Genomic DNA, 24,600 nt, shown 5'->3' with positions numbered 1-24,600 from the left:
CACTGCCTAAAAGTGTAAGTAGCAACAAGTTAGATCAATTCGTGTTATTTTTGAGCAAATGTTAGCATAACCACATGATATTCAAAGATCTGTTGCGGTGGCTTTGTGTTAACTATGAAAGCGTGCAATCGTTGAGTATTTAACATGCACCATCAAGCACCACGATTTGCGGTTCTTTTTCTGGCTGGTAAAGCACCTGACAAAAGTCTCCTTCTGGCGAATAGGTGTAGTTTTTGGTGTCGAAAGAGATGGCAGCTACTCTTTCTGCATTGCTGCCAGAGTCTACTTCTTTGTTGATGACATGAAGCTCTGTTGCGTCGATATTGAGTAGTCTTCTTAGTGAGTCAACATAGGCGATTGGATAGCCGTGGCAGACGTAGTAGGTCTCAATCTCCGTCTTTTCAACATAGTTGCATTCATCCTCAACGCCAGCAATCGCTGACTTCGCGTAGATCATATCGATACCCGTGCGAAGGTTACCAGCCACATCGTGTATTTTACTCGCACGAGCACTTCCTTGAACGTCTAAGAACTTGACCATAGCTGTCGCCGAAACGACCGATAAAATTAATACAGAGATGATGAGTTCTAAAAGAGTGAAGCCGTTTTGTCTGTTCATGGTTACCGATTATTTGCTCTGCTAAAGGGACGGAATGAGGGTAATCTAAATACCAAAGTCATTACAGTTAGTGGGTATAATAGTTTGGTGTTTTATTGTTTGAGTTTCTAAGTAATTTTCTTTATAAACAATAATTTAATTGTTTTTACTTACTGTTAAACGCTATGTAAGCATACGTAAGCGTGCACACCCACAGCAGCCGATTGTTTAGGAAGCATTCAAACGACTTAATTTATTGATAAATAAGTCTTTAATTGTAGATTTGTCGACAACTCAAAAACTGACTTTCGACTTCATTTGAGGGAATTGGTTTACTAAATAAAAATCCCTGAAGATACTGGTATCCACAATCGATTAAGAACGCTTTTTGCGTTTCGGTTTCGACACCTTCAGCAACCACTTTTAGCCCCAATTTTTCACAGATAGCATGGGTGGCTTGGACAATCGCTTTGCTCCCTTTGTGTGAACCGTGGACAAAGCTTTTATCGAGTTTTACGGTGCTAATCGGTAAGTCATGCAACATCGATAGTGACGAGTAGCCTGTGCCAAAGTCATCAAGGTGAAGTTCAACACCTAATTTAGAAATATCGCTTAATGCTTGCCTGACTTCACCGTGCTTGAAAATCATCGAAGATTCGGTGATCTCAAGGGCGATGCTTTGAGGTTGGATATTATAGAAGTTCAACATTGCTAATAGCTGCTCGGCAAAGGTGGCGTGCATCTGAATACTCGAAATATTGATACTCATCATCAACTCACTATCAAACTCACGTTGCCATATAGATAGCTGTTTGAGTGCAGAGTTAAGAACCCATTTGCCGAGCGGTACAATCTGCCCTGTCTCCTCCGCTAAGCTAATAAACTCATCAGGGCCGATGTTACCTAGCTCTTTGTCCGACCATCGAAGTAAGGGTTCAAACCCTTTTACCTTGTCGCTGTTGGTGTTCATGATCGGTTGGTAGTGAAGGTTGAGATCGTCGTTTTCGATGGCGCGTGCCAGTCGGTGGCGGATCTCCACTTTGCGATGCAGGGTTTGTGCTAAGTCTGGGGTAAACGTTTGGAAGCGGTTTCGACCATTCGCTTTTGCAAGATGCATCGCCATACCCGCTTGCTTTAGCAATGTTTCTTGGTCAACCGCGTTATCAGGGAAATGCGCGGTACCTATGCTGCAACCGACAGATAAACTGCCGATGCCTCTGATATGGAAACTTCGGTTTAAGGCATCAATGATGCGAGAGCAAAGTAGTGGGATATTTTGATTTCGGCAGGTGTGGGCAATCACAATGAATTCGTCGCCACCAAATCGCCCTATCATGCATTTCTCATCAACCAACTGTTTAAGGCGTTCACCAACCTGTTTGAGTAGTTGGTCTCCGACAGTGTGCCCATAAGTGTCATTAACTAATTTGAAGCCATCAAGGTCGACAAACATCAATTCAAACGGTGAGCGATAGGCAATGCTGGTTTCTAGAAGGTTGCTGATCCCACGGCGATTATAAAGCTCCGTTAAACAGTCGTGTTCTGCGTTGTATCTGGCTTTTATCAGTTTCTCTTTTTGCTTTGTTGTACAGGTTAGGTTTAACAGCAGTTCGCTTTTATCAAAGAGCCACTTTCCTTGCACATCAAAATGGTGTGTCTTGCCATCTATTTCGCAGCTGACTTCTTCTAATATCTCTCGGCCTTTGCGCACGGTAAACAGCCATTGTGCTGCTGTCTCTTCACTTGAAACGAAGTCGGATAGGGTGCTAAACGGTGAGCCGTAGTTGTGAAAAAACGCGGAGTTAGCACTTACTACGCTTCCCGACTTATCAAATAGAAGGGAGAGGTTTGAACCATCAGAGCAAGCGAGGTCGTGCCTTAAACTGCCTTCTTCAGCGACGACTTGTACCAACATACCCGTTCGACCATCGTGCAATGGGATCCCAGAAAACAGACATAATGCACGCTTCGAAATGTAGTTGGGAGTGAAGTTCCACCATGTCTTGATGCTTTCGTTGCGTAGAAATTGCCTTTGGTACTCTTCCAATGTCGCTTCGATTGCTTTTGACATCTCGACACTAAAGTCACGTGATGTCAGCTCAAATAGAGATTCAGACTCCCATAGAGGAAGGGCGCTGCTGTTTGCCCAAGTTATTCTCTTATTATCAATGTCATATATCCAAATTGGACACTGGAGATGCTCGAAAGGTTGATAACTTGTCATCATATTGAACTCGGTGAACTGATATTTTGGTCGAACAGCGATCACCGAAATCGTGTGTTCGGTTGTCGCGCATCAAATTGGATTCTGGTTTCTAACCGTCAGTAGAAGACGATATTGAAATTAAAGCGGTGGTGGTCAATAACAGTGAAAGCGTTTTATTCATCTTAAAATAGGCCCTGTGGAAGTAATTATTGCGTAATATTGAATCTATTTATTAATGGGGTGAATGTTACTTTAATAAGGTATTGCTTAACAGAGTCCACCTCACGATGAAAAATGGAAAGCTCTGAGCGTAGGATTAGGTAATCGATTACCTTTGCTTGTAAGTCTATCATATTGAATTTTCTATCCAGTAAATTGAGATTTTTCAGTATTATTAACTGTTATATCATTGGTGTATGGATAGTTGGTTTGATTGGGTTTTGTAAACGCATCAAATGTAAGTGCGCGTAAGAAAATAAAGCAAATGTAAGCGGGTGGTAGGCGATTAAAACACAGCAAATAATGTGCTCTGAAGGAGGAAACCTTGATAAACCAAGGCGCACCGGTTGTTGGTTCTCTATTCTGTAAACGTGTATGTACAAAAGTGATTACTATGTTTTGCGTACGGTAAATGTAGGGCTCTGATTCCAACATTGATGATCTATGACCAGTATATATACTGCCTTCGCTTTTAATAAATACTGGTGATAGGAATGTCGAAAACCAAAGTGCTCATTGTTGAAGATGACCAAGAGATAGCTCGTCTAACGACGCTTTACCTCGAAGCTGAAGGTTACAATGTTAGCGTTGTTCATGAAGGGAACTTGGCACTTGAAGCGATCCGCAGTATTGAACCTGATTTAGTGCTGTTGGACTTGATGCTTCCAGGGATGAGCGGCGCGCAAATTTGCCGTCAAGCCCGTGAGTTTTACAATGGAATGATTTTAGTGCTAACGGCTTCCGCCGATGAAATGAGCGAGGTCAGCTTGTTTAAATTTGGTGCGGACGATTACGTTGCCAAACCGATTCGTGGCCATGCCTTGTTAGCGCGAATTGAAGCGTTATTGCGTCGAGCGACTCCCGTAACAACTGCGCAAGAAACTACGGCTGAAAAACAGTGCGATATTGTAATCAACAGCTCTGCTCAAAGTGCCACGCTCTACGGCCAAAACCTTAAGCTTACTTCTGCTGAATTTGAAATCTTAAACCTTCTCGTTAATAACATCTGTCAGGTCGTGACTCGAGATCAGTGCTGTCAGTTATTTAGAGGGATAGATTACGCGTTCAACGACCGCTCGATTGATATGCGAGTGTCTGGTTTGCGCCGAAAGCTACGTATTCACGCCAAAGACAAACAGTTGATTCGTACGGTTCGCAACAAGGGGTACATGCTGGTTGCGTAAGTTCATTGCTACGAAGCTTCGCTCGGTTTCGATGTTTGCTCGCTTATACCTTGGGATTGTGACTGGGATGTCGGCAACGATATTTTTGTTCTTGAACCTTGGTGAGGGGCACATGCGACGCACCGAGATCGAAACCTTCCTCAATGATGGCATCTACTTTGCGGAGCAGTATGTTCGTCAACACAATCAAGAAAACTCACTCTATAAAGAGCTCGATAGAACAGGCTACCAACAATTTTATATCTTCAATTTGCGCCTGTTGGAGAATTGGTCGGGCGAGGCGCCTTGCCAACAATGTGAGTTATACACAACCTTAAACGGTGTGCCGATATATCTAAGTGATGACAACCTCTATTCGGCCGTGTTTCAGCTACCAAACTCTAAATTCAGTTTTGGGTTCAGTGAGGTAGGGGACTTTTTCTCTCATGACATTGAATGGTACGAAGACTCAGAACGACACTTTTTGTTAGGGCTGTTGTTGGCTGTGATTGTGGCGATTGGAGCAAGTGTTTACTTACCTGTGAGGCGTTTTCAAGAAAGAATAGAGTTGCTCGTCGAGAAGCAGAAACAGTTTGGTAAGGGCAAGCTTAGTACTCGATCTGACATGGACGACATCCATCCTGTTTCTGATTTGGCCAGCAGTTTTAACTTCATGGCTGAAGAGATCGAAAGCAAAGTAAAACAAAGTCATATTTTCGCTCAAGCTATCCCACACGAAGTACGAACTCCGCTAAGTCGTATTCAACTGGCGACCGATATCCTAAGAAGGGGAGCCCCCGATAATCATCAGGTTCTTTTCGATGACATTGATACCTACATTGAGGATATCAACGAGCTCACGTCAGAAATCATCATGCTGTCGAAGTTGAATGTCATGGATAACTCTTTCTTTGAGCTCGTTAAAGTGACCTCCGATCTTCGTGAGTATTGCCTAGACCGAATTCGTTACTCGAAACTAGACAATGCCACCTTTGAATCTAAAGTACAGCTAGAGTGCAAGATTAAGTGTGATTGCTCAATGGCACGCTTGGTGTTCGATAACGTTCTCAAGAATGCGGGTAATTACACACAAGACCAAGTGTGGATGACGTTAGATGAGAACTCAGAAAACTGGCTGGTGGTGATTGAAGACAATGGTTCTGGAATACCAGAGAATAGGCGTGATGAGGTATTCCTTCCGTTCTCTCGACTAGACTCAAGCAGAACGTCGACCACCGGTGGATTGGGGTTAGGCCTCGCGATTGCTCTATCGGCGGCTAAAAAGCTTTCTTGGGATATCAAAATCGACGACAGCAACCATGGTGGTGCCAAATTCAGTATCGTGATTCCTAAGATCGCATAAGCTGGAGCTTTAAGAGCTTTTCAGGCTCGTCAAATAACAAAGCCACGGACTTATGCCGTGGCTTTTTCATATTCCGATTCACAAGCGAGTGACTTCTTAGTTACTACTGCTTAGAGCTTAGAGCTTAGAGCTTAGAATTTAGAGCGATGAAGGCCATAAATAGCGTGGTCAACGATGCGACCATTCAAGTTCTCGTTACGCGTGATGATACCTTCTAACGTGAAATGTAAGCGCTCACAAACCTTACGGCTGCTTTGGTTACCAGTTGCGGCTGATATCTCGACCTTTTCCATATCTAACTCATTGAAAGCAATATCAATCAGCTTCTGGACAACGCGCGTCACAATCCCCTTTCCTTGGTATGTCTCAGATAACCAATAACCTATGGTCACCTTTTGCTTATCATGATCAATGGTATTGAAACTGCAGTTACCGACGACCTTGTCTTGATACACGATTGCACAAGTCATGCTCTTCCCTTCCGCATAATCGTGTAGCGAGCGTTGGATGAAGAGCCTAAAGTCTTGCTCGGTTTTACAATGTGGCGGCCACACGAGCCATTGGCTTAGGTACTCACTCTGGCTTTGTGAGATTTCCGCGTAGTGAGAAGCGAAGCTCTCTTCAACCAATGCGATGGAGAGTTCGTTGTCGATAACCGTTTTAAACATGTCTTTCCTTTTCTTATGGCTGCTTAACTTAAGCGAATCTTAGTCGGCAGGCTATAATGTCGCATGATTTTTAATATGCAACCACTTGTAGCACGGATTTTTCGTGATACGTTAGATCTATCACGAAACTCATTAAACCTTACAATAGTTGTGTATATAATCATTAGCTATGCATTAGTATTAACGGCCTAAATATATAAAAACTATAAAAATGCTAGGCTTAAATAATGAATCAACATTGCCAGGACGTGACCGTGGACCTAAGGAAGGCTCTATTCGGTATTGCTAAGGCGCTTGATAACGTCGGTTTCGAAAGTAAAAATCATGGACAGAGAGTGGGCTACATCGCGTATCGATGTGCTCTGAGTGTGGGGTGGGAAGAAGAGCAAGCGCAGCTCGCGTTTTCGTTAGGCTTGATTCACGACTGTGGTGTCTCGCAAATTGATGAACAGCTCAGTTTAACGTCTGGGTTTGTACCTGACTCAAGCTATCACCATTGTCAAAAGGGCTACCAAATATTAAAAGAGTGTCCAGTTCTTTCTATATTCGCTAAGCCGGTTCTTTATCACCATACTCCGTGGTCTGAGCTAAAGGCTATTCATATCAGCGAGTTAGAAAAAGAGTTAGCAGCTATCGTGATGCTTGCTGATAGAGTGGATTATCTATACGGCATAACTTCTTCTGATCGTTATGGAAACCTAACACCCGATGGCAAAGCGAGCATCATTGAACGTTTGACTGAACAAGCCGATGAGATGTTCGAAACCAACCTTGTTCAACACATGTGTGAGTTGGTCGACCTAGATGATTTCTGGTTTTCTATGGAGATCCCATACATCGAGAACATGAGGGATAATTTTGAGCCTGTGCCATTCTTCTCTCAACAGATGTCGTTGGATGAAACAGTGGCCTTTGCCGAATTTATTGCCAACGTCGTTGATACCAAAAGTTCGTTTACCTTTAAGCACTCTTTGAAGGTTGGGCAGCTTTCAGAATACCTCGCCAAACAGCTGGGTTATTCATACACCACTCAGCGTAAACTCTATCTGGCTGGGTTGGTTCATGATATCGGTAAACTGCAAACCCCTAATGACATTCTGCATAAGCCGGATTTACTTACTGAAGAAGAGTATTGCTGTATTAAACGCCATGCAACGGACACTCGATTCGCATTGCAGGAGTTGTTCAGTTCACCTCAGGTTTGTCAGTGGGCATCTAATCACCATGAAAGGTTAGATGGTTCGGGTTACCCAATGGGCAAAACGGCTGAAGAGTTGGATCAACCCAGTCGAATTGTTGCTGTAGTGGATGTGTTTCAAGCGCTAACTCAGTCTCGCCCTTATCGTGCAGGTATGACATTAGAAGAAACACTCGCTATTTTGACGGACCACGTTGATAATTTTAAGTTGGATCGAGAAGTGTTTGAGTGCCTTAATAAACACGCGCAATATTGCTTTGAATTATCAACAGATAAACGAATGTACGCGTTTTAACGCCATTAAATGTTTTCGAGGTGTGATGCCTAAATTCATACTCGGTCGAAATGACGAAGCACCAGAAACAGAAAAGCGATAGCCGAGGCTATCGCTTTTTTCATGGGGGCTTATCAGGATCTTTAGATCGAGATTAGTATCGCTTTAAGATCTCGATGATCGCTTGCTCAGTTTCCGCTGCGATGATGGCATCAATGTCATCATCATTCTGGAACAACTCTGATAGCGCCATAATCGTATGGATGTGGCTATCTGAGTCCATCGCTGCCAGAGTAATCGAAAGGTAAACGTCACCGTTGTCTTCTGACTCTAAATCAACACCCTTCTTGAATACCGTTACTTGCAGTGATGCTTCGTTCACACCATCTTCAGGGCGAGCATGAGGCATCGCAATCTTTGGTGCTAGAACATAGTACGCGCCAATGTCCTTATGCTTTTGCTTGATAGCTTCAACATAGCTTGCTTCAATTTTGTTGCTCGCTAGCAGTGTTGAACAAGTCACATCAATTGCCGCATCAACCGTTAGGTTTTCTTCAGAGTTGATGATAACGCCTTGGTTACCAATTAAATCGAATAAGCTCATGAAACAATCCACCCTAGGATAAGACCAACAACACCGAAGTCGAAGTCAGCAAACGTTGTCGCTTCAAGACCAAGGCCACCCAGTACTGGAAGCAGTAGCATTGGTAGGAAAGAGATACACAGACCTTGCGTGAATGAACCAAGAACTGCACCGCGTAGACCGCCTGTCGCATTACCGTAAACGCCTGCTGCACCACCTACGAAGAAGTGTGGAACAACGCCCGCTACAATGATTGTCCAGCCAAGCGCGCCTTGAACTGTCATTGCTAGTAGACCAGCAGCGAAAGAACAAAGGAAACCGATAAGTACCGCGTTTGGTGCTACAGGGAATACCATAGGGCAGTCTAGAGCAGGTTTTGCGCCCGGTACGAGTTTGTCAGAGATACCTTTGAATGCAGGAACGATTTCAGCTATCAGCATCTTCACACCTTGCAGTACGATGTAAACACCACCGGCAAATACAAGAGACTGCATGAAGGTGAATACTACCCAGTTTTGACCGCCTGATACTGTTTCAACAAAGTCACCGCCAGCAACAATTGAAGCAAACATAAAGAAGATGGCCATTGTTGTTGCTACAGCAACGGGCGTATCACGCAGGAACATTAGGCTCTTAGGTACGTTGATGTCTTCTGTTGATTTTGAAGTGTCACCAAACTTGCTACCAATGTAACCCGATACTAAGTATGAGAACGTTGAGAAGTGACCCATCGCCAGCTGATCGGTACCCATCACTTTCTCTGTGTATTTCTGAGCAAGTGCAGGCATGATAACCATCAGTGAACCTACAATGATCGAGCCGATTGCGACTAGAGCAGTGCCTTCGATGTTAGCTGTAGACAGGATTACCGCTACCAGCATAGACATGAACATTGTGTGGTGACCCGTTAAGAAAATATATTTTAAAGGAGTAATACGAGCCAATAAAATATTCACAACGAATGCGAAGAACATAATTAGAGCCATTTCATAACCGAATGCTTCTTGTGCTAATGCAACAATTGCTTCGTTATTTGGAATAACACCACTTACGCCGAATGCTTCAGTAAATACAACTGAGAAGTTATTTAGTGCGCCAACAAGAGCACCAGCACCAAAACCTAAAATTAGGAAACCCATTACGGTTTTAATTGTGCCTTTTAGAATGGTAGAAACATCTGCTTTTTGTGCAACTAGGCCAATAAAAGCAATTAAACCTACCATGATCGCCGGCTCTTTTAATAAGCCGAGCATGAACTCGAAAAAGTTTTGCATAATTTTGACCTTACATGAAAGTTTTTAGTTGTTCTTCAATTGATGCTTTGTCAAAAATATTTTTAAGGCTGATGATGTTCTCTTTACCAGCGTCTTTTAGTTGGTTTGCAACGTCTGTTGCTGCAACCCAAATATCCGCATTGCTTGATGCTGCAGATGATAGATCTTCGTGATCAACTTCTGCTTCGAAACCGATTTTTTTAGCGACTTCTTTTACTGCCATTTCCATCATTAGAGAAGTACCAAGGCCGTTACCGCAAACTACAAGAATCTTTTTCATAATATTTGTCTCAATTGGATTTTAGGGGTTGAGAAACTTCGTTCTCTTATTGTGTGAGAGCATAGTAATGGAAATATTCAGATTTCAATAAGATCTTCATCACAAAGCTAAAATGAGATTGTGATGGAGATCTCGTTAATTTGTAGTAAAGATCCAGAGTGAGACTTTGATCAAATTTAACTTTTCACTCGAATATGCAACGTATTTTATTGAGAAAGGCGGGCTTAATTAATTTTTATATCAGAATATAAATCTATAGAGGCTTTATTGTAGAAAATAGAGAATTAATCGTATCGACCGTAGTCAGTAAGCATTTTCTTAAGCATGCTATTAACGTCTTTGGTCTTTTTATTTCTTTTAGTCAGTTGGCTAAGAGAGGTTGGTTTTGGCGAGGTAACATTTTCACTGTCAACTTCTTCAGTTTTATCTTTCATTTTCTGTACGGCAGGCAATAACATTCTAATTTCTTCGTTATTGGCATTGGTCAGGACGACAATATTTTCAGATTCAACTTGGGTTATGGTTAATATCCCGTGTTTAACCGATTCAACCTTTTCACCAATCATAATTGATTCAGGCGCAACAGAACGATCGGTGAGTTGACCTGTACGTAATTTTGCCGCACTAATAGCGCGGATATTTCCGGTATTTTCAAACGCGACAATAACAGTATAGGTATTATAATATTCAACTACTGTCACATAGCCGTGTCTATTTGTTTTGAATCTAGCTCCATTGTTCATGTCGTGCGGAGCTTCCATTTTCTTCACGTGTTTCCTCTCTTAGTCTCGATGGCTGTTATATCTAATCAGCTCTATTGGTATTTTATAGATAATTATTTGGTGAGATCACACAAAGTATATACGCATCTAAACTTAAGATGAATCTTGAAGTCTCGGGAAATGAGGCAGAGCACAGAAAAGCAGTAAGAATCACACAGAATTAACCGAGAGGTTACGCTCACATACTTAAAGACTTAACATTACAAATTCAACTCCCTACAGATTGTTTACAGTTTTGAAGCACGGAAATGACGACAAACAATGTATTTTGCTTAATCCTTGACCGCGCGATCGTTTGCGTCAAAAAATGTGATGAAAGTCTCACTTAACTGTTTATACTTCTTTTCCGGTTTTAAGCCGGTGCTTAGCCAATACAAGCCGTCACATGGATATGTGAATGACCCCACGGACCGGACCAGCTACGTTCCACTGCTTGTATAAGGTGATTTTTTACATGAACAACTCGTTGTTACATTCGCTAACCCTGTTAGCTCCTTCATCGCGTAGCGTTTTGCTTGCGGTTCTTTGTCCTGTTCCTTTGATGTCATTTGCTTGGCTCATGCTCACTCTTTAAGGATTACTAGGACACATTATGAATATTCTATTTGGTTTTGTCGGTGTTCTTGCACTGATTGCTTGCGCGTACCTGCTATCTGAAAGTCGTTCTTCAATTAACTGGAAAACGGTCTCTCGTGCACTATTACTTCAAATCGGATTTGCAGCCTTAGTATTGTATTTCCCATGGGGACAATTGGCGCTAACAAGCCTAAGTAATGGTGTTTCTAGCCTGCTTGGTTTTGCAGACGTTGGTATCGCATTCCTTTTCGGTGACCTTGCTACTGAAGGCTTCATTTTCGCGGTTCGCGTGCTTCCAATCATTATCTTCTTCAGTGCTTTGATTTCTGCGCTTTATTACTTAGGCGTTATGCAAAAAGTGATTCAAATCTTGGGCGGAGCGGTGCAAAAACTGCTGGGTACAAGTAAAGCTGAATCTCTGGTTGCTACAGGTAATATCTTCCTTTCTCAGGGTGAGTCTCCTCTCCTTATTCGTCCCTTTTTAAAGTCTATGACTCGTTCGGAACTGTTTGCTGTAATGGCCGGTGGTATGGCGTCGGTAGCGGGTAGTGTACTTGGTGGTTATGCTGGCCTTGGTGTTGAGCTTAAATATCTTATCGCTGCAAGCTTTATGGCGGCTCCGGGTAGTCTGTTAATGGCAAAGATCATTGTTCCTGAGCGCAGCACACCAAGTGACTACGATCATATCGAACTCGATAAAGCTGACCAAAGCAACGTGATCGATGCACTGGCAAGCGGCGCAATGAACGGTATGAAGGTAGCGGTAGCCGTTGGTACTATGTTGATTGCATTCGTGAGTGTGATTGCGATGGTGAACACGGGCCTAGAAAGCTTAGGTGAAACGTTTGGTTTTGCGGGTATTACGCTGCAAGCTATCTTCGGTTACCTGTTCTCACCACTAGCATGGCTGATCGGTATCCCGAGTGATGAAGTATTGATGGCGGGTTCTTACATTGGTCAGAAGATCGTAATGAACGAGTTTGTTGCTTTCATCGACTTCGTTGAGAACAAAGCATTGCTATCTGAACACAGCCAAGTGATTGTGACGTTTGCTCTATGTGGCTTTGCTAATATCGGCTCTATTGCGATTCAGCTGGGTTCTATCGGTGTGATGGCGCCAGAGCGTCGTGCTGAAGTTGCTAACCTAGGTTTGAAAGCGGTAGCTGCTGGTACGCTAGCAAACCTAATGAGTGCATGTTTAGCGGGTATTTTCATCTTGCTTTAAGCTAGATTCAGCTAAAGCGCCTAAATTGAGTAAAAGCGGATATCTTGCTTACGGAGTTAACGTGAGGAGGGGGTCCGCTTTTTTGTGCCTGTTAATCAGGCTAAATCTGGTTTTGGCTGTCGACTGTGATTTGTCTATAGTGAGTAAAAGCTCACTCGGAAGAGTAATAGAGCCACGTTCTTTTATCCGATATACTTGAATATCATCAGGTTGCGTTTAATAGCATTCGGCTTCAATTAAGAAAATCCGGTTTCTATTAAGAACACTCGGTTTCGATTAAGAATATTCCGTTCCGACTAATAGTACGGCAACCAAGATTAAATTAACCAAGGGTCTCTCCATGAACATTCGCGTTCTCATCGGTCTTATTGTTACCTTCATTGGCTTGTTTGCGATGGTTTACCTAATTGCTGGCGGCGCTCAGTTTCCTATCTACCAGTGGCCAAAAGAGGCTTATCTCGGTTTGGTGTTCAGTGTCGTGTGGGGGGCAGGTGTCGCAGCGTCTGTAGCGTATTTCTTCTCGGCATTGGTATTTGTCACTGTTGCCGTGGTTTGCTATGCGATCGGTTATAAAATTGGTGGGCTCTTTTCTTCAAGTTCTAAAGCTTAATCTTATCAAGGTGTGCTGATGTTCATTGAAGTAGGGCTGATTTGAATGCACTGGCTCGATCGTTGGAAGGTGTATCGCTATCATCGAAAACAGACTAACCGCTCGAATGGCGACAAGGCTAAAGCTTTAGGTTGGACTAGCGAAGAGAGCCAGTTGTGTCGCTTTGAAGTCATTGCACGGTCGACTGATTTTGAGAAGAAGAGTGTTTTGGATCTGGGGTGTGGCTATGGAGAGTTGTTTGAACTGCTCGATAGCATTTACCACATTCAATCATACACAGGCGTTGATCAACATGCCGATTTTCTAAAACAGGCCAAGCAAAACTACACGGAAGCTCGCTGCAAGTTCATTGCGGGTGACATGAGTAATATAAACCTAGAAGCACATGATGTGGTTATCGCCAGTGGCTCATTGAATTATATCTCTCGCGACTCGGATTATCTGACAAACATGATTACTCGCATGTATGAATTGGCGAATCAGACGGTGATTTTTAATCTTCTCGACTCAAGCCAGTATCCTTCGCGTAATACCTTGATGAGTTATCACCCTCAAGGTGTCTATCGTTTCTGTAAAACGCTCTGCGATGATGTCTATTTAATGGAGGGCTATGCAGAAGGGGATTTCACGATAGTGATGAACAAAGCCGTGTCAGGAGCTTGATGGATGGCTGTTCTCGGTTTTGAACATATATTATTAATAGACATCAAAAAGCCGCAGGCCTCGAAGGGTATGCGGCTATTTTGTTCTATAGAGACCCAGTTAGGTGTAACTATTTACTCAATGGCTGGTTTTCAATGAGCCCGTAAGGAATCGTTGTAAATACTTTTGGGTTGCCCTTGAACGTCGGTGCTTCGTTCACTTGTTGCCAATCGAGCAACATGATCGCAAGCACGTTGCGGTGTTCACCATACTCCAGGTCAAAATCGCCAGCAATTGAAGGGATCATGCCTTGTTTCTCATCGATAGATGCTTGAATCGCGAGTCGAGTTTTCTCTACTACTGGATCATCTTCTAAACCTGCCAATAAGAAGATTAATCCAACCTCGGCAATCACATCTTCTTTCGCTCGAAGCAGAATCGTATCGATATTTTCCCTAAAGTAATCGTAGATCCATTGATGATCTTGTTCGCTTACTTGATGCTGATAGTATTCAGAATCGCCAAAGATGACGTGTGTCATACCATAGATCTTGTTGCCGAATTGCTGGCTTGAGAGCTTTTTATCTTTATCGTCTGGGTACGCTTTCTTGAAGGTATCGACGAAATCATCAACGACATCCTGTTCACCTAGCTGGCGCAGCCAGTATACCTGATTAGCTAATTGAGCCGCCCACGCTTTCACCATGTCTTCATTAGTCACGTATCGTGAGAAATCATAGCGACGAATGATTTCGCGCAGCTTGGCATCGTTTTTGTGCTCTAAACCGTACTCATTGGCACGCGCCATAGAGCCAAGAAGATCAACGCCAAGGTAGAGGTATTCTGGCATGTGCTTGGTGATGTTGTAGCGTCGAACACTGCGCTCATCGCTATCGCCAACATAAGATGCAACGCGCTTTTCTGAGTAGAGTACGATTTGTTCCATGGTTTGAACGTCATTCGACAGGGCGTTGAGCTTGCTTGCCACTCGTGCCATGTCACTCCATACCGCAGCAGAATACTTATCATCTAATGTCTGGCGATACATGCGTAGTCCGTAGTGACCCTCTTTGAATGCAGGCAGGGTGTAAAGTTGGCTTTCGTAGGTAGCGCGAATGAGGTCAGCTGATTGCTTGAAAGATTGTTCTTGAGAATTGAGCGAATCGGCTTGGGATTGAATACTCGATACATTTGTCGCCAGAGCGTTCTCTTGTGCGTGAACAGCGACCGTAATTGAGGCCGATAGTAATGTGCACAGTGTAATCGTTTTTAGCTTCATGTCGTGAGGTACCAAGCTGATTAATAGTCTATGTAAAATAACATCGATGAATCCTTTAATGTAAGGTTTGAGTCAATACAATGTAAGCTTTATAAGGTTTACTAACCCTTTTTGATTAAGTAATTAGTATAGTTAACAGGCCTGAAGTGATGAATGGCACAATATTTGATAGATAGTAGACGTTAGTATAGATTTTTAGTGACTTAGCGGCATACTGGAGCAATAAGCCAGAAATGAGCCGTTATAAGGCAGTATATAGAACAAAAGTGTTAGAGGTTCGTAAATGCCAAGTGGTTCTAGCAAGCAGTGGTCTGCCAAAATAGTATCTTTTCTTTTTTTCCTTACGATAGTAGGCGCGATTGAGTTTTTTCACGCCAAGCAATTAACTTTTCTTAAAAACGAATCGTATTCAGAGGCAAAAAAGCAACTATCCATTATTCGTTCTCGGATTGAAGTCGCGATCGTGTCGGATATGTATATCCTCAATAATTTCTCGACTTTAGTGACCATTAACCCTGATGGTGAAGTGAAAAACTGGGACAAGATTGCTGAGAATATCATTCAAGATGGCTTCCATATTCGACTTATCGCACTCGCCAAAGACGACATTCTAAATTTTGTTTACCCTCTGGAAGGTAATGAGCAGGTCCTAGGTATTAATTATCGCGATCACCCAAACCAATGGGAGTCTGTAGAGATAGCTCGTAATCTTGGCAATACGTTTATTGCGGGTCCCTTTGAGCTGTTTCAAGGAGGGCAAGCTCTTATTACACGTACTCCGATCTTCCGAGATCCGCCTTTCAATCAAGATTACTGGGGTGTATCCAGCGCTGCTATTGGCTTAGACGAGCTGTTTGAAGATGTCGGAATCGGGAAGATCGAGAACAAGTATCAACTTGCGATACGTGGTAAAAACAGTTCAGGTAAAGATGGCGCTGTCTTTTATGGTACTCAGGATGTGTTCGATAATGCGTTTGCCACCGAACAGGTAAGTTTCCCATATGGTGGTTGGTACCTTGCTCTTTCTGGTAACGAACATGTATTAATGGATGAACCTTGGTACCGAATCCAAGCGGTAAGGCTAGTAGGTTATTCCATAATGATAGTGCTGGCGTTTGCCTTCTTTACTATTTATCGCCTGTACCGCATTGCAGATAGCCGCTCAATGCATGATGAGCTAACGATGTTACCGAATCGTCGATACTTCATGTATAGCCTCAAGCAGGCCTTTAAAACTACTCAAAAACAGCGATCGAGAACGTTTGCCGTTGTAAATATCGACCTCGATGGGTTTAAAGCGATCAATGACACTTATGGTCATGCAGCTGGCGATCAGGTATTGATCGAGTGTGCAAACCGAATTAGGAGTGAACTACGAGTTTCAGATATCGTCGCAAGGATAGGCGGTGATGAGTTCTTAGTTTTATTGCCACGCATCATTGATGATCAACACGTATCGTCGATCGTGACTAAACTACGAAAGGCGATGTGCGCGGCGCCAGTTGTGTACGAAGCGCACTCTATTTATCTCAGAATCAGTGTGGGTTGGGTTATTCACAATAGTAACTACAATAATGTCGATGCGCTCTTGAAAGCCGCTGATGAAAAAATGTACGAACAGAAGCGACAAGTTATCTAGGTTGAATTTTAGCTGCGATTAGAATTTAGTTGCTGAATGGGGGGAAAAGCCTCAGAATACCGCGCTTTGCTCCGTATCAATGTATTTGATGAGCAAAAGCTGAAGCAACGCACTTTTTAACGTGTTGCTCATACTAAATGTTATTCAACTGAGAAAATAATCTATGAGTTTTACCTCCCTTGGCCTTTCTGAACCGATCCTTAAAGCTATTGAAGCACAAGGTTACGATAAGCCATCACCAATACAAGAGAAAGCCGTGCCAGCTGTCCTAACGGGCAAAGATGTTATGGCCGCTGCTCAAACAGGTACAGGTAAAACTGCAGGCTTCACGCTACCTATTCTTGAAATGTTATCGAAAGGTACTCGCGTACGTCAGAACCAAGTTCGTGCGCTCGTGCTAACGCCAACTCGTGAGCTTGCTGCGCAAGTGAATGGCAGCGTAGTGAAGTACGGTATTAACTTACCGCTGACTTCGACGGTAGTGTTTGGTGGTGTGAAGATTAACCCTCAGATGCAAAAACTGCGTAAAGGTAGTGACGTGTTGGTGGCAACACCTGGTCGTCTACTTGACCTATACAACCAAAATGCAGTGCGTTTTGACCAACTAGAAATCCTAGTGTTAGATGAAGCGGACCGCATGCTAGACATGGGTTTCATCCGCGATATCCGTAAGATCTTAGCTTTCTTGCCTAAGAAGCGTCAGAACCTACTGTTCTCAGCGACGTTCTCTGATGATATCCGCAGCTTAGCGAAAGGCTTGGTGAACAATCCTGTTGAGATTTCAGTAAGCCCTGCAAACTCAACGGCAAAAACGGTTGAGCAAAGCATCTACCCAGTAGACAAAAAGAAAAAGAGCGCAATGCTAGCGAAGCTAATCAAAGATAACGATTGGCGACAAGTGTTGGTGTTCAGTAAGACGAAACACGGTGCTAACAAGCTTGCTCGCTTCCTTGAAGAGCAAGACATCACTGCGGCACCTATCCATGGTAATAAGAGCCAAGGTGCACGTACTAAAGCCTTAGAGAACTTCAAAACAGGTAAGGTACGAGTACTTGTTGCAACTGATATCGCCGCTCGTGGTATCGATATCCCGCAACTGCCTCAAGTAGTTAACTTCGATCTTCCTCATGTATCAGAAGACTATGTACACCGTATCGGTCGTACTGGCCGTGCTGGTGAAGTAGGCAAAGCGATTTCATTGGTTTGTGCGGATGAAGTGGGTGAACTGTTTGGTATCGAGCGTCTTATTCAACAAGTGCTAGAGCGTCGTGAACTGGAAGGTTTCTCTCCAGTAAACAAGTTACCTGAGTCTCGCTTGGATTCACGTCCAATCAAGCCTAAGAAACCGAAGAAAGCAAAACAGCCACGTGAGCATGCTGATGGTCAACGCTCTGGTGATAACGCTCGCGGGCACAAGCCAGCAGGTAAGAACAAGCGTCATGTAGCTGGCAATGGCTCAGCGCCAAAACGTAAGCCAACATCAGGAAAGAAACCGGCTGAAAACAACTCAGCTGCGACAGGTGAAGATAAATCAGTAAGAAACAACGGTAGCAACTTTAAGCGCGGTAGTGCGGGCAATAAACCTGCTGCAAATAACGCGGATTCTCAGAACACTCTGAGCAAACCAAGCGGTGCGGGTAAATCTAACGGTACTGGTAAGCCAAACAACGCGGGTAAACCTGCAGGTAAGCCGAAGAAGTCTGGTTACGGCGGTAGTTACGGCCCAAGCAAGTCGTCAAATAAGCCGACAGGCAACAAGCCTTCACCGTCGAGAGGCCGCTCTAAGCCAACTCCTCAGAAGTAGAGTCTATTCGATAGACCATAGAGGTCGAATAACGAGAATGTCTCAAAGGAGAGTTCTCGTTGATTAGTTAATTTCTACTATCTAATTCAAATAAGCGCGAATATTGAATTTCAATGTTCGCGTTTTTTTATGGGCGTTGTTTAGGGTGTTGTGTATGTTGAGTAGCCGTTTATGTTGAGTAACCTAGGAGAGGTTTATTGCTTGTTTAAAGTGATTGAATCTAAGGGAAATATGGCATTTCGGGGAAGTGTAATGAATCTTTAATGATTTATTAATAACAACATAATCACTAGCGTTTTTGTTGAATTTCGCAATTTGCAATTCCAGTTTGCAAAACAAACAAGGATATCAGGCTAATACGTGTCCAGATGCGTAGTAAATACGTGTTTTAAAAGTTGGCACGTATGCTGCATTAGTAGTGGTGACCCTTCTTAAGCCGAGGGTCACCTAGCCAACTGACGTTGTTAGTGAACCTTTTTTGTTCACACAAAATATATGACCAATCACCCGTTTTGTGATTGGTTTTTTTTTGCCTGAATTTTAGGTTCTATTTTTTGTTATTACTTTTTACTCACCACACTTCGAATAACAGCTTGGTTGACGTGGGCATTCTCCACCTCTGGAGCAGATAAGCCTCGCCTCTGTCTCAATCCCACGTTCAATCCAATTTATATTTAGAATCTTGGCTATTGTCGTGAGATCTTTTTTGATGTTACGCGGAATTGCCACAGAGCCACCATTGTTAACGCATGACGCTTTAAGCTGCTCTGCTATGTCTCTTGAATTACCGCCTTGAGCATCAATCGCAGGGTTGAGATCTATACCAGCACACAGCACACGATTGTTACCCGCAGGATCTGTCATATTGATGGATTCACAGCAGTAGATTCTTGGTTCATCACCCACGTTCAAAATGGAGATTTGAGCCGAGCTTCCCGCTCGAGGTTCTGATAATCGACGGAACACAGCCCAATGTTGACATGGGTCAGCGACCGTTCTCATATTTCCCCAAGGCAGTGGAATCCCGTTTCCGCGATATACCGCCTTGAGTTTCCCCGGCCCATAAGCATCAAAGTAGTGCCAGTGAGGGTAGGGCGATACTACAGTCATTCGACGCATCGCAACAGAGGGGGAAACCCCTGCTCTTTTGTGAACGTCGATTTCGTAACCAGTGCGGTCGAGTAGCTGTCTAAACGGAACTTTCGGACACAGAAGTGCGCCAGCAAAGAAGCTAGATTCAAAGTCTCGCCATGCTTGAAGAATATCTTGGGAGTTGAGCTGTGAAGATCCCGATACCTGGTTGTCGTCCCACGTGTTGTTGTTACCGACCGACAACACACTCTTTAGACCTTCTTTGCTGTGCAGAATGCAATGACCGATATAAACCGAAAGGTCGTATTTCAGACGAGTTGGATACTCTTTAAGAATCTCGTTTAAGAAGATTGTACCGGGAGGCTCAAAGAAGGAGGTCACTAACTGCTTAGCGTTAATTCCGAGCTCATCGACGACGTCTTGCGGCGTTCGCGTTACCCAGCGGATGTTGATTCCTAGGCTTCTAGCGATGTCTATCAGGTCTTCGACGCTGAGGTTAAGACGTTTTAAGCCGACTTCCTCCGCAGCGCGCTCAAGGTCAGGGAAGTGGTTCTGATTGCTCTCTTGGTGTGCTCGAATCAAGAGGTGAGCAAACTGGCGGCCTGAAATGCCCGTTTGTGACAGCATCTCAGGAATCGCAATTTGCAGGATGTCGTTGGAGAAAAGGAAGCTTGGCTCGAGTGCCATGCCACTTATCCCACCACGATTCCCTTTATCAGGAGCAATGGCTTGTTGTTCAGATTCGTCATCGAGGAACCACGTCGGATTCTTCTGAAAGACCTGTGCAATCACTTCCAGCATATCGATACTTGGAACTCGCTTTCCCCGTTCAATCATTGAAAGGTAAGAAACGGAAGGTGCATATTCTGGGTTGATCCTAATACAACGCGCAGACAGATCTTCCATCGTTAAATGGTTACGTTTTCTTAGGTTACGTATTTTCGTACCTAGGAAATGTGACTGACGAACTAAACTTTTTGACAAGGCCATATTTGTAAAATTCACATTGTAAAATTTTTGTTGTGAAATTGTATGTAAAAAAGCGCTAATCTACAAACTAAGCAATTCACAAAATGACAAATAAATTAAACGTTAGTTTGGAATAATTGCTCTAGGACACATTTTTGCTGTAGAAATCGGTGGTTATCACCGGACTGGTCAAGAGGGAAAGACTATGAATATGCTTACATTCGATAAAACAGAAATCCAAAAACAATCAAAGCCATTTATCGCTGAAGCTGTCTTTGCCGTGGAGACAATCAGTGCCAATCAGCAAACTGAAAAGCAAGTGAAAGCAAAGCAGCTGCTTGATCGACTATTCCCACTAGAGAATGGCTCGCATCAAGACGTAACCAGCTACCTAGTCGATTACCGTCATATTATGGCTTACTTTAAAGATGGTCAGCACAGCGGTTTGAAGCACCCTAAGCAGTTTGTAGCTTATATGGGTGAGAAGAACGACCCAGACTCTATCTTGTTCCGAGATGGCAGTGGCAGTCACCTAGAGGTGATGTTTGGTTGCCATAAAGGGACAGGTTGTATTGAGCTAGTAGAAATTGATGATATTCAGTTGGAATCATGTACCACGTTTGGCCAATCACCAATGGAAGCAACAACCACAATGCGTGAAGAGACCATTGCAGCGATGCGCCACTGGATCAGTTTGATTCAAGGTGACGCAAAGGGTAAACCAAAGGCATGCAGTGAAGATAAAGAGTTCAGAGCAAAGAGTGGTGAAGACTACTGCCTGAATTATTGCTTCCAGATCTAACGGTGAAACCTAGGTAGCTAAATCAATTTACACAACTAAAGAAAAAGCCCCGAAGATAATGTCTTTGGGGCTTTCTAGTTTAAATACGAGCCGACTAATATGTCGATAAGAGCATTGTTGGTGTGTTTTACAAAGGCATGACTCGGTTACGGCCAAGTGATTTCGCTTCGTAAAGTAGCTTATCAGCACGCTCGATCAGCGATTGAGCTGATTCACCGGGTTCAAGTTCAGCGACACCAAACGATGCAGTGATACTGCCGACTTGTTGACCACTGCGGCGATCTTTGATCGACAGCTTTTCTAGAGAGCGACGATTGGTATCAGCGAGTTGACGAGCAATACGCAAAGACTTGTTAGGCACAATCAGCGCGAACTCTTCACCACCAAATCGATAGGCAGAAATACCTTCACGGCAACTTAACTTCAGCTTGCGAGCGATCCCTTTAAGCACCATATCGCCAAACAAGTGGCCATAGGTGTCGTTGAAATTTTTAAAGTGGTCGATATCGAGAAGAATCAGACACAAAGATTGTTGTGCTTCACACAGGGTTTCTATGTCACGGTCGAAAGAGCGACGGTTATAGAGTGTGGTTGTACTATCGAAGAGCGCATCTTTCTGCACTTCTACCAATTGAGTTTTCAGCTTGGTGATCTCTGAGGTTGCAGAGTTTAGCTGAGAGTTTAAAAACTGAGTAGAGTGACGAATATGACGGGATTCAGACACCAGCTGTCGAACTAAGGACATGACTTCATCAATAGATAGCCTTTCATTATCAACACGAGCCAAGTCCTCGAAGCTTTTATCGATCATGTCAGAAAAAGCGGAGGTGTCGGTCAGGGTGTCATTCATTGAATTGGAAACTTCAGAAACTAACAGTTCCAAATTAGCGCGAAGGTCATTGATATTGGTTTCGGATTTGCTGGCAACATAATTGTTGTATAGCTGCTCACCAACGGCAGGAGGACAAATACCGTAGTGTTCTAAAACACCATCCATGTCTTGAGTCAGCTGGGGAATAGCGTTATCGACATAGGTGTACCAAAGTGCGTAATTTGCAGGTGTCGTTGACACCCTGTTCTTCATCATAAGAGGCACCGCTTTTTTTAGATTTGCGGTGGATTTCTGAAATTCGTCTTTGTTCATTATTTTTACTGCAGATACCAAAACAACTAAGCCACTTGCGAACAAGGTTAGCGGATTTCGAACGTCTTTGCTTTAAAAATTATATGATTAGTGGATGAGGATTGGATAAATGACTCATTTTTATTATGAATATCGATTGCGTATTCATAAGTGTAATCTAATGGATTGTTCTTTAACCATATTTGGGCTTATCAAACTTTCGAAATAGAGTGGGTTCGTATCAAAACATTGCTGAGAAATGACTGTTGTTGTCTAGGGGAAGCTTGTATCGAGAGGGGAAATGTTTATAAGCAGGCATAAAAAAGCGCCGATAAAAATCAGCGCTTTAAAATTCTTTTTAGCTATAAGAGCTAATTATTGAGCAACAACGTTTGCTGCTTGTAGGCCTTTTTGACCGTTTTCAACTTCGAAAGAAACCTTTTGGCCTTCTTTCAGAGTTTTGAAGCCTTCAGAAACGATTGCACGGAAGTGTACGAATACGTCAGCGCCGCCGTTGTCTTGAGAAATGAAGCCGAAACCTTTCTCTTCGTTAAACCATTTTACAGTGCCAGTATTTGTGTTAGACATAATTTGTCCCTTATTCATAAATTTTCTAAGTTGTTGATTGCATTTAATGCAATGCGCTGATAATTGAATTATTTAATATTGCTAAGAAATAAGGAAAAACTACTTACAAAAACGGGTAACGATTTTACATGTCAATTTTTTACTATTCATCTAACTTAAATAACTCCGGCTAACAGAGCGAGAGCATGGTAACACAGTCTTTTGAGATGTACACGCATTGCTTTAGAAATTTGTGCTTTTTTTGTCATACCGTGCGAATGTACAAGATTTACACTGATTTAGTGATAGTTTTGTCGCTTCGTCCAACACAACAAAAGGAAGCATCTCAGCTTCCTTTTGATCATTAGTATAGACGATATTAACGCTTAAAGTTGATATCTTCAGTTTGATCTAAATTTATTTTTGTTTTCGCTGGTTGAGTCTCTGCAATCACCTTACCGTGGCGTATTGAGTACTGCACTGGTACTTGGCGGCGCACTGCATCAAAGCCATTGTCAGCAGGAAGAATCAGCAAGCTACCTGGCTTACCTTCTTCGATGCCGAAGTTGTCTTGGATGTTCAATGTGCGAGCAGAGTTCTTGCTGATTAAATCAAGTGAGTTGTTGATTTGGTCGTAGCCCATCACCTGTGTCACATGGAGTCCCATGTGCAGAACTTGAAGCATGTTCGCTGTGCCCAGTGGGTACCATGGGTCAAACACATCATCGTGGCCAAAACAAACGTTGATGTCTGCTGCTAGCATCTCTTTAACGCGCGTTACACCGCGGCGTTTCGGGTAATCGTCGAAACGGCCCTGTAAGTGAATGTTCACTAGCGGGTTTGCCACGAAGTTGATACCTGACATCTTCAATAGACGGAACAGGCGAGATGCGTAAGCACCGTTGTACGAACCCATTGCAGTGGTGTGGCTAGCAGTTACTTTCTCGCCCATTTCAAACTTATGAGCAAGGGCTGCTAATGTTTCCACAAAGCGAGATTGTTCGTCGTCGATTTCATCACAGTGAACGTCGATCAGACAGTCGTACTTGCGTGCAAGCTCGAACACGTAATGCAGAGATTCAACACCGTATTCACGAGTGAATTCGAAGTGAGGGATAGCACCGATAACGTCAGCGCCGATCTTCACTGCTTCTTCAAGCAACTCTTTACCGTTAGGGTATGAAAGAATGCCTTCTTGAGGGAATGCAACGATCTGGATGTCGACCCACTCTTTCATCTCTTCACGAACTTCAACCATCGCTCTTAACGCAACGAGTGTTGGGTCAGACACATCAACGTGTGTACGAACGTGTTGAACACCGTTAGCTATCTGCCATTTCAATGTTTGCTTGGCACGAGACTTTACGTCTTCGATTGATAGCAGTTCTTTACGCTCAGCCCAACGCTCAATACCTTCAAACAAAGTGCCAGAGATGTTCCAGTTAGGCTCACCAGCAGTTTGAGTAGTATCAAGGTGGATGTGCGGTTCACAGAAAGGAGTAACTGCAATGCCACCTTCAGCATCAAGGATGTCGCCTTGATGATTGATTTGCACGTCATTATCGAGAATGCGAGAAAATTGACCATTTTCAATCAGAATCTGTTTCAAGCCCTCTTGGTCTTGAAGTTTCGCGTTCTTGATTAATAAGGTTGTCATAGTGTGT

At 43.3% G+C, this 24,600-nt stretch carries 21 protein-coding genes; 9 read left to right on the top strand and 12 right to left on the bottom strand.

The window, feature by feature from the left end:
- Window positions 1-139 precede the first annotated feature (139 nt).
- Window positions 140-619, bottom strand: a complete 480-nt coding sequence (locus tag AC3CH3_RS16970) for a type II secretion system protein (RefSeq protein ID WP_488538770.1) — start codon at window positions 617-619, stop codon at window positions 140-142.
- A 250-nt stretch (window positions 620-869) separates the two neighbouring features.
- A complete protein-coding gene (locus AC3CH3_RS16965; RefSeq protein ID WP_488538769.1) occupies window positions 870-2,825 on the bottom strand; it encodes a putative bifunctional diguanylate cyclase/phosphodiesterase in 1,956 nt (651 codons plus the stop codon).
- A gap of 692 nt (window positions 2,826-3,517) precedes the next feature.
- On the opposite strand from AC3CH3_RS16965, the gene AC3CH3_RS16960 reads away from it, so the two are divergent.
- Together AC3CH3_RS16960 and AC3CH3_RS16955 are read left to right on the top strand one after the other, a co-directional pair.
- Window positions 3,518-4,207, top strand: a complete 690-nt coding sequence (locus AC3CH3_RS16960; RefSeq protein WP_029405609.1) for a response regulator transcription factor — start codon at window positions 3,518-3,520, stop codon at window positions 4,205-4,207.
- Entirely contained in the window at window positions 4,200-5,549 is a 1,350-nt protein-coding gene (locus AC3CH3_RS16955; protein ID WP_488538768.1) for a sensor histidine kinase, read from the top strand. Before AC3CH3_RS16960 ends, AC3CH3_RS16955 begins: the two co-directional genes overlap by 8 nt.
- Window positions 5,550-5,680: 131 nt before the next feature.
- Here the strand turns inward: AC3CH3_RS16955 and AC3CH3_RS16950 are convergent, their stop codons facing one another.
- Complete coding sequence (locus tag AC3CH3_RS16950) at window positions 5,681-6,217, bottom strand: GNAT family N-acetyltransferase (RefSeq protein ID WP_488538767.1); 537 nt, start codon at window positions 6,215-6,217, stop codon at window positions 5,681-5,683.
- Between the two features lie 227 nt (window positions 6,218-6,444).
- On the opposite strand from AC3CH3_RS16950, the gene AC3CH3_RS16945 reads away from it, so the two are divergent.
- A complete protein-coding gene (locus AC3CH3_RS16945; RefSeq protein ID WP_048608967.1) occupies window positions 6,445-7,710 on the top strand; it encodes an HD-GYP domain-containing protein in 1,266 nt (421 codons plus the stop codon).
- 133 nt (window positions 7,711-7,843) lie between these two features.
- Here AC3CH3_RS16945 and AC3CH3_RS16940 read toward each other — a convergent pair whose 3' ends face one another.
- From AC3CH3_RS16940 to AC3CH3_RS16925, 4 genes are all read right to left on the bottom strand, one after another.
- Entirely contained in the window at window positions 7,844-8,293 is a 450-nt protein-coding gene (locus tag AC3CH3_RS16940; protein ID WP_017070990.1) for a PTS sugar transporter subunit IIA, read from the bottom strand.
- Window positions 8,290-9,546, bottom strand: a complete 1,257-nt coding sequence (gene ulaA / locus AC3CH3_RS16935; RefSeq protein WP_488538766.1) for a PTS ascorbate transporter subunit IIC — start codon at window positions 9,544-9,546, stop codon at window positions 8,290-8,292. Before ulaA ends, AC3CH3_RS16940 begins: the two co-directional genes overlap by 4 nt.
- 10 nt (window positions 9,547-9,556) lie before the next feature.
- Entirely contained in the window at window positions 9,557-9,826 is a 270-nt protein-coding gene (locus AC3CH3_RS16930; protein ID WP_017064872.1) for a PTS sugar transporter subunit IIB, read from the bottom strand.
- 284 nt (window positions 9,827-10,110) lie between these two features.
- Complete coding sequence (locus tag AC3CH3_RS16925; RefSeq protein ID WP_050645810.1) at window positions 10,111-10,587, bottom strand: hypothetical protein; 477 nt, start codon at window positions 10,585-10,587, stop codon at window positions 10,111-10,113.
- Between the two features lie 613 nt (window positions 10,588-11,200).
- Here AC3CH3_RS16925 and AC3CH3_RS16920 point away from each other — a divergent pair.
- The 3 genes from AC3CH3_RS16920 (at window position 11,201) to AC3CH3_RS16910 (ending at window position 13,682) form a co-directional block, all read left to right on the top strand.
- Window positions 11,201-12,409 (top strand): NupC/NupG family nucleoside CNT transporter, encoded by a 1,209-nt coding sequence (locus AC3CH3_RS16920; RefSeq protein ID WP_017066501.1) that lies wholly within the window; start codon window positions 11,201-11,203, stop codon window positions 12,407-12,409.
- A 340-nt stretch (window positions 12,410-12,749) separates the two neighbouring features.
- Window positions 12,750-13,019, top strand: coding sequence for a hypothetical protein (locus AC3CH3_RS16915; RefSeq protein WP_017064869.1), 270 nt, complete (start codon window positions 12,750-12,752; stop codon window positions 13,017-13,019).
- Window positions 13,020-13,064: 45 nt separating this feature from the next.
- A complete protein-coding gene (locus AC3CH3_RS16910; RefSeq protein WP_488538765.1) occupies window positions 13,065-13,682 on the top strand; it encodes a class I SAM-dependent methyltransferase in 618 nt (205 codons plus the stop codon).
- 109 nt (window positions 13,683-13,791) lie between these two features.
- Here the strand turns inward: AC3CH3_RS16910 and AC3CH3_RS16905 are convergent, their stop codons facing one another.
- The gene (locus AC3CH3_RS16905) at window positions 13,792-14,940 is read right to left on the bottom strand and encodes a DUF3541 domain-containing protein (RefSeq protein WP_488538764.1); all 1,149 of its coding nucleotides are present in this window, start codon (window positions 14,938-14,940) and stop codon (window positions 13,792-13,794) included.
- Between the two features lie 283 nt (window positions 14,941-15,223).
- Here AC3CH3_RS16905 and AC3CH3_RS16900 point away from each other — a divergent pair, with 283 nt between their 5' ends.
- Both AC3CH3_RS16900 and AC3CH3_RS16895 read left to right on the top strand, forming a co-directional pair.
- Window positions 15,224-16,579: a diguanylate cyclase domain-containing protein gene (locus AC3CH3_RS16900; RefSeq protein WP_488538763.1), complete on the top strand. Its 1,356-nt coding sequence runs from the start codon at window positions 15,224-15,226 to the stop codon at window positions 16,577-16,579.
- A 163-nt stretch (window positions 16,580-16,742) separates the two neighbouring features.
- A complete protein-coding gene (locus tag AC3CH3_RS16895; protein WP_488538762.1) occupies window positions 16,743-18,383 on the top strand; it encodes a DEAD/DEAH box helicase in 1,641 nt (546 codons plus the stop codon).
- 567 nt (window positions 18,384-18,950) lie between these two features.
- Here the strand turns inward: AC3CH3_RS16895 and AC3CH3_RS16890 are convergent.
- Window positions 18,951-20,480, bottom strand: a complete 1,530-nt coding sequence (locus AC3CH3_RS16890; protein WP_019823380.1) for a DUF3612 domain-containing protein — start codon at window positions 20,478-20,480, stop codon at window positions 18,951-18,953.
- A 169-nt stretch (window positions 20,481-20,649) separates the two neighbouring features.
- Here AC3CH3_RS16890 and AC3CH3_RS16885 point away from each other — a divergent pair, with 169 nt between their 5' ends.
- Window positions 20,650-21,246 (top strand): aldolase/citrate lyase/malate synthase family protein, encoded by a 597-nt coding sequence (locus AC3CH3_RS16885; RefSeq protein ID WP_488538761.1) that lies wholly within the window; start codon window positions 20,650-20,652, stop codon window positions 21,244-21,246.
- Window positions 21,247-21,373: 127 nt separating this feature from the next.
- Here AC3CH3_RS16885 and AC3CH3_RS16880 read toward each other — a convergent pair whose 3' ends face one another.
- The 3 genes from AC3CH3_RS16880 to AC3CH3_RS16870 all read right to left on the bottom strand — a co-directional run bounded on the left by AC3CH3_RS16880 (window position 21,374) and on the right by AC3CH3_RS16870 (window position 24,593).
- Window positions 21,374-22,390: a GGDEF domain-containing protein gene (locus tag AC3CH3_RS16880; RefSeq protein WP_248383965.1), complete on the bottom strand. Its 1,017-nt coding sequence runs from the start codon at window positions 22,388-22,390 to the stop codon at window positions 21,374-21,376.
- A gap of 354 nt (window positions 22,391-22,744) precedes the next feature.
- On the bottom strand, window positions 22,745-22,957 hold the full coding sequence (gene cspE / locus AC3CH3_RS16875; RefSeq protein WP_004740083.1) for a transcription antiterminator/RNA stability regulator CspE: 213 nt from the start codon (window positions 22,955-22,957) through the stop codon (window positions 22,745-22,747).
- A 358-nt stretch (window positions 22,958-23,315) separates the two neighbouring features.
- The gene (locus AC3CH3_RS16870; RefSeq protein ID WP_488538760.1) at window positions 23,316-24,593 is read right to left on the bottom strand and encodes a cytosine deaminase; all 1,278 of its coding nucleotides are present in this window, start codon (window positions 24,591-24,593) and stop codon (window positions 23,316-23,318) included.
- Window positions 24,594-24,600: the final 7 nt, after the last annotated feature.

The organism is Vibrio sp. QJM3NY_35, assembly GCF_057785915.1.
This window is presented reverse-complemented; position numbering and strand designations above follow the sequence as displayed.

Bases quoted from the DNA above. Each gene is read 5' to 3' on its own strand.
- AC3CH3_RS16970 (WP_488538770.1), bottom strand. From the start codon at position 619: ATGAACAGACAAAACGGCTTCACTCTTTTAGAACTCATCATCTCTGTA.
- AC3CH3_RS16965 (WP_488538769.1), bottom strand. From the start codon at position 2,825: ATGATGACAAGTTATCAACCTTTCGAGCATCTCCAGTGTCCAATTTGG.
- AC3CH3_RS16960 (WP_029405609.1), top strand. From the start codon at position 3,518: ATGTCGAAAACCAAAGTGCTCATTGTTGAAGATGACCAAGAGATAGCT.
- AC3CH3_RS16950 (WP_488538767.1), bottom strand. From the start codon at position 6,217: ATGTTTAAAACGGTTATCGACAACGAACTCTCCATCGCATTGGTTGAA.
- AC3CH3_RS16945 (WP_048608967.1), top strand. From the start codon at position 6,445: ATGAATCAACATTGCCAGGACGTGACCGTGGACCTAAGGAAGGCTCTA.
- AC3CH3_RS16940 (WP_017070990.1), bottom strand. From the start codon at position 8,293: ATGAGCTTATTCGATTTAATTGGTAACCAAGGCGTTATCATCAACTCT.
- ulaA (WP_488538766.1), bottom strand. From the start codon at position 9,546: ATGCAAAACTTTTTCGAGTTCATGCTCGGCTTATTAAAAGAGCCGGCG.
- AC3CH3_RS16930 (WP_017064872.1), bottom strand. From the start codon at position 9,826: ATGAAAAAGATTCTTGTAGTTTGCGGTAACGGCCTTGGTACTTCTCTA.
- AC3CH3_RS16925 (WP_050645810.1), bottom strand. From the start codon at position 10,587: ATGGAAGCTCCGCACGACATGAACAATGGAGCTAGATTCAAAACAAAT.
- AC3CH3_RS16920 (WP_017066501.1), top strand. From the start codon at position 11,201: ATGAATATTCTATTTGGTTTTGTCGGTGTTCTTGCACTGATTGCTTGC.
- AC3CH3_RS16915 (WP_017064869.1), top strand. From the start codon at position 12,750: ATGAACATTCGCGTTCTCATCGGTCTTATTGTTACCTTCATTGGCTTG.
- AC3CH3_RS16910 (WP_488538765.1), top strand. From the start codon at position 13,065: ATGCACTGGCTCGATCGTTGGAAGGTGTATCGCTATCATCGAAAACAG.
- AC3CH3_RS16905 (WP_488538764.1), bottom strand. From the start codon at position 14,940: ATGAAGCTAAAAACGATTACACTGTGCACATTACTATCGGCCTCAATT.
- AC3CH3_RS16900 (WP_488538763.1), top strand. From the start codon at position 15,224: ATGCCAAGTGGTTCTAGCAAGCAGTGGTCTGCCAAAATAGTATCTTTT.
- AC3CH3_RS16895 (WP_488538762.1), top strand. From the start codon at position 16,743: ATGAGTTTTACCTCCCTTGGCCTTTCTGAACCGATCCTTAAAGCTATT.
- AC3CH3_RS16885 (WP_488538761.1), top strand. From the start codon at position 20,650: ATGAATATGCTTACATTCGATAAAACAGAAATCCAAAAACAATCAAAG.
- AC3CH3_RS16880 (WP_248383965.1), bottom strand. From the start codon at position 22,390: ATGAACAAAGACGAATTTCAGAAATCCACCGCAAATCTAAAAAAAGCG.
- cspE (WP_004740083.1), bottom strand. From the start codon at position 22,957: ATGTCTAACACAAATACTGGCACTGTAAAATGGTTTAACGAAGAGAAA.
- AC3CH3_RS16870 (WP_488538760.1), bottom strand. From the start codon at position 24,593: ATGACAACCTTATTAATCAAGAACGCGAAACTTCAAGACCAAGAGGGC.